The sequence below is a fragment of the Brevibacillus panacihumi W25 genome, from assembly GCF_000503775.1.
Classification (GTDB): Bacteria; Bacillota; Bacilli; order Brevibacillales; family Brevibacillaceae; genus Brevibacillus; species Brevibacillus panacihumi_A.
Genome location: NZ_KI629782.1, coordinates 2,279,152 through 2,292,629, shown reverse-complemented (window position 1 = coordinate 2,292,629; position 13,478 = coordinate 2,279,152). Strand labels below are relative to the sequence as shown.

Annotated in this window: 12 protein-coding genes and 1 riboswitch; of the genes, 10 read left to right on the top strand and 2 right to left on the bottom strand. The window is 48.4% G+C overall.

Translation table 11 applies throughout. The features are described 5' to 3' along the window. A riboswitch (SAM riboswitch) is annotated at positions 1-112 on the bottom strand. 311 nt (positions 113-423) lie between these two features. From T458_RS40255 to T458_RS40235, 4 genes are all read left to right on the top strand, one after another. Next, positions 424-738: a rhodanese-like domain-containing protein gene (locus T458_RS40255; protein WP_023556712.1), complete on the top strand. Its 315-nt coding sequence runs from the start codon at positions 424-426 to the stop codon at positions 736-738. Positions 739-808: 70 nt separating this feature from the next. Next, positions 809-1,447: an SCO family protein gene (locus tag T458_RS40250; RefSeq protein ID WP_023556711.1), complete on the top strand. Its 639-nt coding sequence runs from the start codon at positions 809-811 to the stop codon at positions 1,445-1,447. 461 nt (positions 1,448-1,908) lie between these two features. Then, on the top strand, positions 1,909-3,579 hold the full coding sequence (rnjA, locus tag T458_RS40240) for a ribonuclease J1 (protein WP_023556709.1): 1,671 nt from the start codon (positions 1,909-1,911) through the stop codon (positions 3,577-3,579). A gap of 84 nt (positions 3,580-3,663) precedes the next feature. Continuing rightward, complete coding sequence (locus T458_RS40235) at positions 3,664-4,095, top strand: BrxA/BrxB family bacilliredoxin (protein ID WP_023556708.1); 432 nt, start codon at positions 3,664-3,666, stop codon at positions 4,093-4,095. A 64-nt stretch (positions 4,096-4,159) separates the two neighbouring features. On the opposite strand, the gene T458_RS40230 is transcribed toward T458_RS40235, so the two are convergent. Both T458_RS40230 and T458_RS40225 read right to left on the bottom strand, forming a co-directional pair. Beyond that, positions 4,160-4,945, bottom strand: coding sequence for an arylamine N-acetyltransferase family protein (locus tag T458_RS40230; protein WP_023556707.1), 786 nt, complete (start codon positions 4,943-4,945; stop codon positions 4,160-4,162). A gap of 2 nt (positions 4,946-4,947) precedes the next feature. After that, a complete protein-coding gene (locus T458_RS40225) occupies positions 4,948-6,174 on the bottom strand; it encodes an MFS transporter (RefSeq protein ID WP_023556706.1) in 1,227 nt (408 codons plus the stop codon). A gap of 185 nt (positions 6,175-6,359) precedes the next feature. Here T458_RS40225 and T458_RS40220 point away from each other — a divergent pair, with 185 nt between their 5' ends. The 6 genes from T458_RS40220 (at position 6,360) to T458_RS40195 (ending at position 13,397) form a co-directional block, all read left to right on the top strand. Continuing rightward, positions 6,360-7,334, top strand: a complete 975-nt coding sequence (locus T458_RS40220) for an LCP family protein (RefSeq protein ID WP_031305714.1) — start codon at positions 6,360-6,362, stop codon at positions 7,332-7,334. 129 nt (positions 7,335-7,463) lie between these two features. Continuing rightward, on the top strand, positions 7,464-8,693 hold the full coding sequence (locus tag T458_RS40215; protein ID WP_023556704.1) for a copper amine oxidase N-terminal domain-containing protein: 1,230 nt from the start codon (positions 7,464-7,466) through the stop codon (positions 8,691-8,693). A gap of 280 nt (positions 8,694-8,973) precedes the next feature. Continuing rightward, entirely contained in the window at positions 8,974-10,623 is a 1,650-nt protein-coding gene (locus T458_RS40210) for a peptide ABC transporter substrate-binding protein (RefSeq protein ID WP_023556703.1), read from the top strand. 224 nt (positions 10,624-10,847) lie between these two features. Next, positions 10,848-12,488, top strand: a complete 1,641-nt coding sequence (locus T458_RS40205) for a peptide ABC transporter substrate-binding protein (RefSeq protein ID WP_023556702.1) — start codon at positions 10,848-10,850, stop codon at positions 12,486-12,488. A gap of 130 nt (positions 12,489-12,618) precedes the next feature. Next, on the top strand, positions 12,619-12,876 hold the full coding sequence (locus tag T458_RS40200; RefSeq protein WP_023556701.1) for a hypothetical protein: 258 nt from the start codon (positions 12,619-12,621) through the stop codon (positions 12,874-12,876). Between the two features lie 26 nt (positions 12,877-12,902). Continuing rightward, a complete protein-coding gene (locus T458_RS40195; protein ID WP_023556700.1) occupies positions 12,903-13,397 on the top strand; it encodes a hypothetical protein in 495 nt (164 codons plus the stop codon). Positions 13,398-13,478 lie beyond the last annotated feature (81 nt).

Genomic DNA, 13,478 nt, shown 5'->3' with positions numbered 1-13,478 from the left:
CATTCATCTCCCAGAATCAACAGATTGGATTCTGCAGGAATTGGCACCTCGCACTTGACATGCAGGTTGCCGGGTTTCATCGGGCCTGTCCCTCCACCACTCTTGATGAAAACAACTTTTTTCTGATTGTTATCACAATTGTATGGAATTGCTATTCTTCTGTCAATGGCGGAAATGTAAGTTATCAGAGTGGCTTTTGTGGGTTTAACAAAAGCAGAGAGAGCTCTGCCTTCAATTTGTAACTCTTTAGCCTACACTCGTTCACAAACGCTTTGATGATGTGAAGGGTTTCTCAGTATGCTTTGTGGTACGCTTCATAATAGGTAGATACTAGATGGGTCGTCCCGTTAGAAAATGAAGGGAGCTTATGATATGATGATGGGGAAAAAAAGACGATGAATCATCATATATAGGAGGGTCCCGATGAGCGACCAAGTAAAAGAGATTACACCTGAGGAATTGCTGCAAAAGCTGGAAGCAGAAGAACCTGTGCAAGTGATTGATGTGCGTGAAGTGGATGAGTGGAACGCAGGCCATATCAAACAGGCAAAACTGATCCCGCTCGGCTTCTTGCCGCAACGTGTCGATGAGCTGGACAAAAGCACACCAGTCGTGATGGTATGCCGCAGTGGCGCGCGCAGCCATCATGCGACGGAATACCTGCAGAATTTGGGTTTTGATGTGGCCAATATGGTCGGCGGGATGCTCGCTTGGCCAGGAGAAAAAGAGGAATCCTAGAACGGGCAGCCCGACGATTTCATGTTCGGGTAGAGAGAAGCCCGGGGAATAGCATGGGGAGGAAGTTCGTGTGAGTGAAGGAAAGCAACAGGAAGCATCGGTGAAAAAGCACTGGTTTCCCGTATTGGCAGGCATTTTGATTCTGGCGATCGTCGTGGTGATCGGGTATCCGTACATGCAAAAATCCCAGATCCCGGTCATCAAGGCTTTGAATGATTTTACCCTGGAAAATATCGACGGCACGAAATATACCTTCTCGGAAAGTACGGGAAAAGTGCGTCTGGTCGAGTTCATCTTTACCAATTGCCCGGATATTTGTCCGGCCACGACCTACAATATGTCCCAACTGCAAGAGCAGCTCAAGGAAAAGAATCTGTTCGGCGACAAGGTAGAGTTCGTCACCATCACGTTCGATCCGGAGTTCGATACTGCGGAAGTGCTGCAGGCGTACGCCGAGAAATTCCATGCAGACCAGAGCGGCTGGAAGTTCCTGCGCGGCGACGACAAGGCGATCGAGGCGGTCACCAAAGATTTCGGCATGGGTGTCATGAAGCTCCCGGACGAGAATTCACCGACTGGCTATTCGATTACCCATACAGCCCGCATGTTCCTCGTCGATGCAGACGGCAACATGCGCCAGGCATACGGCATGGCAGCGGATATGGATATGGATTTGATGATGAAAGAGATGGCCATCTTGGCAAAATAACAAAGCGCCCACTTGCGATTGCTTGGTGAAGCGAGAGCATGAGGGCGTTTTTTTAATCATTTTAAAGGTAAGGTTGGGGAGACGTGGAGCTGGCTGAGGAAAAAGAAGAAAAAAGCGCAAGGCTTTTGGGATCTTGACTCAGCCGGAACGGAAAAGGCGGAACACGCTTTTAGCGGACAACCTTGAAACCGCTTCTTCGAATCGGCTGCTTTTGGCCGCGGTTCCGCCTTTGGAGTGGGAGGCGGCCAGGAATGACCCCCAGCAAAGATCCCAACCGGCCTGGAGTGTTTTCTTCTTTTTCCTCCTCTCCACCACAGTTCGATCAACAACCACACAAAAAAAGCCCAAACCAAAGGTAGGGAATCGCCAACGATTGGCAAAGCTAGATGAAACGAATGACGTCCGTTGTGATACAATAGAAATGGCATGCTTGGTTCGGGTTCCCAAAATCATGCACGATGATGCTAGGAGGAAAGAGTTTGAGTGACGTTAAGATTTTTGCGATGGGCGGACTCGGCGAGATCGGAAAAAACATGTATTGCGTCGAGTACGAGGATGAAATCATCATCATTGATTGTGGAGTAAAATTTCCGGAGAACGAGATGTTCGGGATCGATCTGGTCATTCCTGACGTCTCCTATCTGGTCTCCAATCAGCATAAAATCAAAGCCTTGTTGCTGACGCACGGACATGAGGATCACATTGGGGCGATTCCTTATGTCATGAAGCAAATCAAGGTGCCGATCTACGGCGGTCGTCTTACCCTGGGCTTGGTCAAGGCGAAGCTGGAAGAGCACCGCATGCAAAACGACGTGACGCTGATTCCGATTTCGGAAGACACCGAGATTCCTTTTGGTAAGCTGAAGGCGTCTTTCTTCCGCACCAATCACAGCATCCCGGATTCGTTCGGTATTGTCGTGCATACGCCGGAGGGCATGGTCATCCATACGGGAGACTTCAAGTTCGACATGACGCCTGTGGGACATACGACCGAGTACGGGAAAATTGCCCGTATCGGTGCAAGCGGGGACGTATTGGCGCTGCTTTCGGATAGTACCAACAGCGAGCGGCCTGGTTTTACCGCATCTGAACGCACCGTAGGCGAAGGCATCCTGGATGTCGTGCAAAAAGCGCGCGGACGGATCATTTTGGCTACCTTTGCTTCCAACGTACATCGTCTGCAACAAGTCGTCGATGCTGCTCAGGAATGCAATCGCAAGGTAGCGGTGATCGGCCGCAGCATGGAAAAGGTTTTTTTGATTGGACAAGAGCTGGGCTATATCCAGATGCCGGAGGGCATGCTGATCGATATCAAGCATATCGACAATTACGCAGACAACCAGGTTCTGATTATCTGCACCGGCAGTCAGGGAGAGCCGATGGCAGCCCTCACGCGGATCGCTTCGGGCTCGCACCGGACGGTCTCCATCTATCCAGAGGATACAGTCATCATCTCCGCGTCTCCGATTCCGGGGAATACGGTCAATGTGAGCCGAACGATTGACAAGCTGTACCGTGCAGGAGCCAATGTTGTCTTGAGCCATGCTTTTGACATTCACGCTTCGGGCCACGGCAGCAGCGAAGAGCTGAAGCTGATGCTCAACTTCATCCGTCCGCGCTACTTCATCCCGATTCACGGGGAGTACAGAATGCTCAAGACCCACTCCAAGCTGGCGCAGCAGGTGGGTATCGAGGAGAGCAATATCTTCATCATGGACAATGGAGATGTCCTGAACTGCAGCCGGGAGAAGGCATGGCTCAGCAAGGTGTCGGCTGGCATCGTCCTGATTGACGGCAGCGGCATTGGGGACGTCGGGAACATTGTCCTGCGCGACCGCAAGCATTTGGCCGAGGATGGCCTGATGGTGGTCGTCGTCAGCCTCGACATGAAGAACTTCAAGATCCTGACGGGTCCCGATATCGTCAGCCGCGGCTTCGTTTACGTGCGCGGCTCCGAATCGCTGATCCAGGAAGCGACTGCTTTGGTTCGCCAACGCTTGCAGGAAGCATTGGAGAAGAAGATCAAGGAATGGTCCGAGCTGAAGTCGCAAATCAACGAAGTGATCAAGCCGTTCATCTATGAAAAAACGGGTCGCAACCCGATGATCCTTACCATTTTGATGGAAGTGTAGCGCAACACACTTCCTCATTCTCCTATGGGAATGAAGGGGTTATAATAAAGATAACGGAAATGAGAATAAAGGAGAGACTGCCCGATGATGTCTTATGAAGCATACATGAGCCAAGTAATCCAGCCGATGCGTGATGAACTGACTCACAACGGTTTTCAAGAGCTTCGCACCGCTGAAGAAGTAGAACAAACCTTGCCAAACCAAAAAGGTCTGACCCTGGTCGTCGTAAACTCCGTCTGTGGCTGTGCCGCAGGTTTGGCTCGACCAGCCGTGGTCCATTCGCTGAACCACCCGAAAAAACCAGATCACCTCTATACCGTTTTTGCAGGACAAGACAAGGAAGCGACAGCGAAAGCCCGCGAGTATTTTGAAGGCTATGCGCCGTCTTCCCCTTCCTTTGCCATCATGAAAGACGGCAAAATCATGACGATGATCGAACGTCATCAGATCGAAAACAATGATCTGCAATCGATCGCCAATTTGCTGACCAGCGCATACGACAAGTACAGCGAATAAGATCAGGTAAATAAGAAAAAGGCGCTCTTCCTAGGAAGGGCGCCTTTCACGTTGGATAAGGCCTTTACGGCAACGAGATCGAGAACAGCTTCTTTGCCAGCTCGGGGAATCTTTCGCTCTCGACGTCTTCTTTTGTCATATTCCCATTTTCCCATCGTGTAAACGAATGGTTGGTCAAGGTGAGGCTGCCTGTCTCAGTCAATTTAGTGATGAGCGGTGTTTTGTTAAAAGGGGATTCAGGATGCTCGGCAATGATCTGCTGAACCTGATCACAGGCTGACAAATCGGGCAGTTCAATCCGGGAATCAAATGCGTAGCCGATTCTCCAATCTGTATCCTTGTGCTTCAGCTTCAACTCAAGGACATGCTCGCCATGCTCGCTTTTCTCTTTTCTGACGCGGAATTCCCCATTGCCGGAGCGGATGATATCACCGGTTAAAGGGACAGGCTTTAATGGCAGATTTCCTCCGAAGCCCGTATCAAGCAAATACGTGTTTCCCGCGTGACGAAGCAGAATGGCGACATGGGTTCTTCCCAGCCTTTGATATTCCTGTGTTTCATTCTGGTACACAACTCCGTTTGTCAGGACAACATCGAGCCCGTTTTCCTTCAAGAACAGATACAGCAACGGATTTAACTCATAGCACAGCCCGCCTTGATTTTGCTGCAGGATCTTGGAGACGAGTCGATCTTCGGAGATGCCAGCGCCGTTTTGTTGGATGACGCTCAGGTTTTCAAAAGGGATGGCCATAGCTGTTCGTTCCAGGACTTCATCCAAATTTTCAAAAGTGACTGGGCTGTTCTCCGGCAGGCCAATTCGCTTGCGAAACAAGGCATTCAGTTCGCTCATTTTCATCCCTCCATTATTTTCTGCCGATCCCGCTGCAAAGACGCGTGAAGCACGCAGAGAAGAACGGCTGTAAACGATACGATGGTAGAGATCAACAAGCTTGACTCGACCCCGCCTTGATCGTATACATAACCCAAGGCAAGCGGCCCCAGCAAGCGCCCCACTGCCGTAATCGAGCCGACCACCCCGAGGTAAAAGGGAGCCATCTCTCCCGTCCGTTCGGAAATAAAAGTGGGGATGGTGGGGGCGATCAGCATTTCGCCGAAGGTCGTAATCACCATGCCCGTAATAAAGGCAGCATAGCTATCGTGCAAGCAGAGCATGAAGGCAAAGCCGCAACCGTACGCGACCGCGCTTGCGACGAGCTGTGTAGACAAATTTTGCCGCATTAGACGTTTGACCCAAGAAATCAGAGGTTGACCGGCAAAAATGATAATCCCGTTTACGGTCCACAGCCAGCTGTAAGCAGACAATGGCATGCCCTGGCTGGTCAGATAAGGCGCGACCCCTGTATTCCACACCGTTGTGGAAAAGAAAATAAATCCTCCGCCAAGCGCCATAAACAAATATACGCGGAAATTGAGCAGAAGCTGCAGGGTTTCAGCGCCGGTACGTTTGGCTGCTCGTTCATGATCCTTGCCAACGAGATCCTCATGGGATATATGCTTCATGATCAGGAAGAAGAACAGGCCGAACAGCAAGGTGCTCACGCCATTGATAAAAAAGGTCAGCTGAAACGAAAATGTCGCAATCAAGCCTGCCAACGCCGTTCCGATCGCCATGCCCATATTGTTTCCTACATAGACGATATTAAAGATCTCTCGTCGCTGTTCTTTCCAGCGGAAACCGATAAATGCCTGGATCGCGGGCGCAGACAAATTATACGTAAAGCCCAGGCACATCATGATTCCCAGATACACAGGCCAGCTCTGTGTCAGTGGGATGGAAAGCTGAAAAAGACCTTGCAGGAACAAGGCGCCGACGATCAGACGCTTGGCCCCCAGACGGTGAAAAAGCGAACCGCCAACGAACTGGCCGAAAATTCCGGCAATAGATTGGAGCATGAGTACAAAGCCTGCCTCTGTCATCGTGCGTCCGAGTATCGTATGTACGTACAAGGTAGTTAAAGGCCACATAAATGCACTGCCGGCCGCATTGATAAAGCTGGCGGTGAGAAACAGCATGGCTTCTCGAGGATAGCGTTGCAAAAGAGAAAATGGCGGAATCATCACAATTCACCTTCATTGGTAAGATAACATCAGTATAGAATATTTTACAAACTTTGTAAATCAAAAAGTTTATTAAATGCTTCTCCGTACCCAAATATAGGCTGCTCCACATCTTTCTGATTCGAGTATACTAAACAAAGTACGAAAGTGAGCAATCGAGCAAAGGTGGAATCTTTTTGAAACGAATGGGGAAACGAATACTTGTCCTGTTGTTGTTTTGTTTAGTAGCAGCGACCGGCTATTATGGATATGCCTTTTATCAATTTTCGCAGGGAATTCAGCAACCGAATCTGGTCGAGCCGAATCCTTCTGCAGGGAGCAGTGAGTGGACGAAAGCCGCAGAGCTTCCTCATTGGGACGGCAAAGATCGCGTCAATATTCTCCTTATGGGGGTAGACCGCAGGGGAAATCGAAACAGCGGATTGCCGCGTTCAGATTCGATGATGCTCGTCAGTCTGGACCCGGAACACAAGCGATTTGATCTCTTTTCTATTCTACGGGATACCTACGTGGAGATTCCCGGTTACGGCGAATCGCGAATCAATGCTGCCGTGGTGAATGGCGGACCGGAGCTGGCTATGAAAACGGTCAGCAAGTTTACCGGGTTGCCGGTCGATCGCTACGTCATAACCGACTTTGAAGGCTTCAAGGCGTTGATTGATACGATTGGCGGCGTTGAACTGGATGTGGAGAAGAACATGTACTATCACGATCCAACCGATAAAGGCCGTTACGATATCAATCTGAAAAAAGGACTGCAGAAGCTGGACGGCGACAAAGCCTTGCAATACGTCCGTTTCCGTCACGATGCAACCTCGGACTATACGAGGACCGAACGGCAGCGAAAACTTTTTGCTGCTGTTGCGAAACAGATGAGGCAGGGTACGACATTGATTCAATTGCCGACGATTCTGAAGGAAGTGACACCCTATATTCAGACCAATATCAGCTCGATGGATATGCTCAAGCTTTCCGCTCTCGGTCTGCAGCTTGATACAGACCATCCGGGCAATCATCAGCTTCCTCCCATGGGGATGTTCCGTGAGTCGCATCGTGCAGGTTCCGTGCTGGTTCCCGATGTTGCCAAGGTGCAGAACTATATAAAGGAAATACTGGAGTCACCAGAATCGCAGGAAAAAGGAACTACAAGCACAACATAGTGTAGAAGCTCTGGCTGTCGGGGAACGATCTCGGCAGCCTTTTTCTTTTTGCAATAAAATATAATTATTTATTATTTGTTTGACGATATAAAAGTAGGTTGTATATTGCATATAGTGGAGGGGACATCAATGAAAAAACTCATTTCAACCAGCTTGATTCTTGCTTTGTTGGCTGTTTCACCGATCGCAGGTGTACACGCGGCCGATAAAGGAAAAGAATCGGGACAAGCAAAGCAGGAAAGCAAGGCGAACGAAAAAGCGGAAAAAGAAAAGGAAAAGGCGAAAGAGAAGGAAGAGAAGGAAAAGGAAAAAGCCGAGAAGGAAAAGAAAGAGGCAGAAGAAAAGGCTGAGAAAGAGAAAGAAAAGGCTGAGAAAGAAGCCGAAAAAGCTAAAGAGAAGGCTGAAAAGGATATAGAAAAGGCGAAGGAAAAAGCCGAGAAGGAAGCAGAGAAAGCGAAAGAGAACGCCGAAAAAGAGGCCAAAAAAGCAAAAGAAGACATAGAAAAAGCGGCTAAAAAGGCGGAAGAAGATAAAAAGAAAGCTGAAGAAAAGGCTCAGAAAGAAATGGAAAAGCTTCAGGAAGAAGCCAAAGCCAATTCAAACTTTGACTACGAAGCCAAAAAAGCAGCCATTCAAGAAGCAGTGAAAGCGAAAAAAGAGCTGATTGACCTTCGTATTCAGTTGAAGAAAAACCCAGTGGTAACGGACGAACTGAAAGCAAAGTACGAAGATCTGACCAGCCGTTTGGAGCAATTGTCTGAGCTGCAGCAAGCGCTGGAGGTTCAAAAGGAACTGCTGGACCGTTTTTACAAGCCAGGTGACAAGCAAAGCTTTGAAAAACTGGGTGAATTGTACGAAAAAACAGGGGCAACCGGACTGAAAGCCTACGTGAATGGAAAAGAAGTGGTTATGGACGTAACTCCATTCCGTGACAAAGGCCGTGCTTTGGTTCCTGTTCGTGCAGTAAGTGCTTCCTTGAAAGCTGAAGTGGAATGGAAACCAGAGACCCGTGTCGTTGAAGTGGTGCGTGGTGACAAAAAGATCGTGCTTTACCTCGATTCTGGTGAAGCGGAAGTCAACGGTCAAAAAGTGGCGTTGGAGACAAAGCCAGTTCTGAAAAACGGACGTGTATTCCTGCCGCTTCGTTTTATTGGGGAAGCGCTGAACACCAAAGTCGACTATCAGGAAAAAGGTGAAATCATCATCATTGAAGATGAAGAAGCCGTTGATCCAGTTGTAGAAGAAGAAGTGGAAGCAGATGTGGATGCGGAAGCAGATGCAGAAGTAGATGCAGATGCAGATGCTGTTACTGAAGAAGAAGAGACCACCACTGAGCCAGCAACAGCGGTTGGGGAATAATAGGTAAGATACAGTACGAGAGGCCCGGGTGTTTCCTGGGTCTTTTCTTTTCCTCCTGTAAATCCTTTGCGCATAAATAATATAATCCCGAAAAATTCCTCTATTGTGGACAACATCCCCGCCAAAACATTCATCTGATCAAGCCAATCTTTATATTTATTCACAGTTATATTAATATTCATAAAATTTAATGAAATCTATCCTAAACCCATTCCCAAAGGAATCCTGCTCAAGTATATTTTGGTGGAAAAAGTTTTTCAGATAAAGGGGGATCTTGGGAATGAAGAAAAAGATATCCATTCTGGCGGGCCTTGTACTGCTGGTGGGAACCATCCTGGCGGGCTGCTCGGGAGGCGGGGGCCAAACGACTGCACCTGTCCAGCCGGGAGAGAGCAAACAAGAAACGCCGGGGGCTTCGAGCGGTGCAGAACAGCTTTTCCGTGCCAATCTGACGAGTGAACCATCCACGGCTGATCCTGGCTTGGCGAAGGATGCGACATCCGGTGCGGTTGTACGCGCTACATTTGACGGCTTGACCCGTCTGGATGCCAACTCCAAGCCGATGAACTCCGTAGCCTCGGATGTGAAGCTGTCCGATGACAATCTCGTATACACCTTCACGCTTCGTGAATCCAAATGGAGCAATGGAGACCCAGTGACCGCTCACGACTTTGAATACGCCTGGAAGCGCGTGCTGGATGCTCAGCTTGGCGCCGAGTATGCGTATCAGCTGTACTACATCAAAAACGCCGAGAAGGTCCATAAAGGCGAGGTTTCTGCTGACGAGCTGGGCGTAAAAGCGCTCGACGACCATACTCTGGAAGTCACGTTGGAGAACCCGACACCCTTTTTCCTTCAGTTGACAGCTTTCTATACGTACTTCCCTGTGAACAAAAAGGTAGTGGAAGCCGATCCAAAATGGGCGATGGAAGCAGCTACCCATGTCAGCAATGGTCCATTCAAGATGACGACTTGGGAGCACAAAAGCAAAATTATCCTGGAAAAGAACGAGCATTATTGGGATAAAGACGTTGTAAAGCTGGATAAAATTGAATTCGCCATGATCGAAGACGACAATACCGCTTTGTCGATGTTTGAAAACGGCGAGCTGGATTGGGCCGGTCAACCGCTTGGTGGACTGCCAGTCGATGCGGTGCCTGCACTGAAAGAGTCCGGCAAGCTGGTCATCCATCCGAAAGCAACGATGTACTGGTACAAAATGAACACTACCAAAGGTCCTTTGGCGAATGTGAAAATCCGGAAAGCACTCTCTCTCGCTGTAAATCGCCAAGAGATTGTAGACAACATCACGCAGGTTGGGCAGGTTCCAACCATGGGGATGCTGCCGCAAGCCATGATTATCAAAAAAGAAGGCTATTTCAAGGACAATGACGTGGAAACAGCGAAGCAATTGCTTGCCGAGGGCCTGCAAGAGCTGAATTTGAAGCAGCTGCCAACCATCACACTGTCCTACAATACGACAGATCGCCACAAGAAGATTGCAGAAGCGATTCAAGACCAGTGGAAAAAATCGCTGGGGATCGACGTCAAATTGATGAACAAAGAGTTCAAGGTACATCTGGACGACATGCACCAGCTGAACTATGAAATTGCCCGGATCGGCTGGAACGCTGACTTTAATGATCCGATCAACTATCTGGAGATGTTCCGCGACCAGAATACAGGCAACAACGACACAGGCTGGGAAAACGAGCGCTACAAAGAATTGCTGAAGCAATCCGCTTTGGAGAACGATCCGGAAAAACGCAATCAGATCCTGGCGGAAGCAGAAGCCATTTTCATGGAAGATATGCCGCTCATTCCTCTCTTCACCGACGTAGACATCTGGGTCCAAAACGACAAGGTAAAAGGCGTTCAAGTAGACGGTCTCGGCTTCATCGACCTGAAGTGGGCAGAAATCACACAATAAAAACATCCGAAAAATACATGAAACGCAAATAAATAGCAGAAGCTGTAGGAGATATCCTGCAGCTTCTTTTTTTATTGGTTGTTAGTGGAGTAATAATTTTTTACAATTGCGCAATAAATCTTAATGAATAAATAAAAATTTATTAAATCACTCTAAAACATGTTTAAAAATAATATAAATGGATGTATATTGATAAAAGATTTAGAAAAGGGGGATTTAGTTGAATGAAAAAGAATGTCTTCTTGGCAATGAGTTCGATCCTCGTATTGGGCGCAGCACTTGCAGGCTGTGGTGGCGGCAATCAAGCAGCGGCACCAGCAGATAATCAAGGCAGCAACGCTGAAGCGCCAGCATCTACTGACCCTAAAGTATTGAAAGTGAATTTGCATTCGGAACCACCTACAGCTGACCCAGGCATCGCAGAGGATTCTACGTCCGGTACGATCATTCGCGCTACCTTTGAAGGTCTGACTCGTACAGGTGAAGATGGAAAAGTACATGAAGCTGCTGCGGAAAGCTATGAAGTATCCGAAGACGGCACAAAATATACATTTAAACTGCGCGACGCAAAATGGAGCAACGGCGATCCTGTAACCGCGCACGATTTTGAATTCGCTTGGAAACGCGCGTTGGATCCAAAAACGGCTTCCAACTATGCATACCAGCTCTACTACATCAAAAACGGTGAAGCGTTCAACAAAGGCGAAGCCAAAATGGACGATGTCGGCGTAAAAGCACTCGACGACAAGACCCTGGAAGTTACTCTGCAAAACCCAACGCCATTCTTTACAGAGCTGACAGCGTTCTATACCTACTACCCAGTAAACAAAAAAGTAGTAGAAGCCAATGAAAAATGGGCTGCGGATGCTGCTACTCACGTAGGGAACGGTCCGTTCAAATTGACCACTTGGGAACATAAAAACAAACTGGTTGTAGAGAAAAACGACAACTACTGGGATAAAGACTCCGTAAAACTGGACAAGATCGAATTCTCCATGGTAGAGGACGAGAATACAGAGCTGTCCATGTTTGACAACGGTGAACTCGACTGGGCAGGTGCTCCAACCAGCGCACTTCCAACAGATGCGATTCCGGCTTTGAAAGATTCCGGAAAAATGAAAACCCAGCCTACTGCAGGTACGTACTGGTACAAATTCAATACGGAAAAACCACCGTTTAACAACGTGAAAATCCGTAAAGCATTTGCTTACTCGATCGATCGTCAATCCCTGATTGACAACGTACTGCAAGCAGGTCAATTGCCAGCGACAGGTGCGGTGCCACCATCCATGGCGCTGAACAAAGATGGCTACTTCAAGGACAATGATATTGAAACAGCGAAAAAACTGCTGGAAGAGGGTTTGAAGGAAGAGGGACTCACTTCTCTGCCGACTGTCACACTCTCCTACAATACATCCGAAGGTCACAAAAAGATTGCCGAGGCAATCCAAGACCAATGGAAGAAAAACCTGGGCGTCGATGTAAAACTGGAAAACAAAGAGTGGAAAGTGTACATCGAAGACCTGCATCAAGGAAACTACCAAATCGGTCGTATGGGCTGGTTGGGTGACTTCAACGATCCAATCAACTTCCTGGAGTTGTACAAGGATAAAAAAGGTGGCAACAACGACACCAACTGGGAAAATCCACAGTACAAAGAACTGCTGAACCAATCTTCTCTGGAAATGGATCCGGCAAAACGCGCAGCGATTCTGGCTGACGCTGAAAAAATCCTGATGGAAGATATGCCAATCATGCCAATCTACTTCTACACGCAATCTTGGGTTCAAAATGACAAGGTTACCGGTGTAATCGTAGACGGTTTGGGTAACGTTGACTACAAACTGGCTGATAAAGCGCAATAAGATTTACGGAACAGACGAGGGCTGCGAGAAGCAGCCCTCGTTTTTTTGCGTGTTTATGGACAGATGACCAATCCATTCCGCTGCTCCTGACATAAAGTGAAAGGAACATACTGGACCAGGGGGGATCGCTGTGGATTTGGGCAAGTTGCTCAGTATCATAAAGTCGATACCGAAAGAGAAATTGAAGACAGATGCCGGGTTGAAGGAAGTCATCCGTGATCTCGGGAAAAAGTCGGGAAAGAATTTTACAGATCAGGAATTAAACCGCTATGTTGCCCAGTTCCGGACCATGTACAAGAATGAAGATGTAGGAAGTCTGTTGAACAAGCTCGCGAAAAAAGGAATCACTCCCAACGACGTGCAGGCCTTTAAAAAGAAATTTAAATAGTTGGTTTGGAAAAGAGAAGGGGGGAGGTGGGCATTATCGCTGCAAGGACAAAAGCCAAGCCAAAGCAAAAAACGAAGAGCAGCTCTTCTCAGGCGAAAATGGCCGAAGCGATCGAGCGAATCGCAGAGGTGCATTCATCGGGGAATGAGCAAGTGATGCGCGAAATGCATCAAATGCGTCAGGAAATTCAGATGATGAAGGAAAAGTTGAACCGTATGAAAACGAGTCAACCTCCTCAAAGGCGAAGGGGAGGGCTTCTGTTTGGGAGACGGCGTCCTGACCCTGTTGAAGTAGAACCCCCCAAACCAAAGCTCGCACTGCCGCTGGAGGAGCTGCTTCCGCTGTTGCCTCAATTGGGCAGCGTGATTCCCCAGTTGAACAATCCCAAGGTGGCAGATTCAATCAAGGTTCTGTCCAATCCGGCAGTCATCGGAATGATTCAACAGTTTTTGACAAGCGGTGGGTTAAAAGGAGGAGCGTCAGCATCCGAAACTCGTCGGGAAAGGAGAGATTGGAGATAAGAAAAGAGGCGTTCGGCCTAAGAACGCCTTCTTTTTTTCGGGAAACAGGCTTGTTCATCTGTCGGACGTTGCCTGAAATTG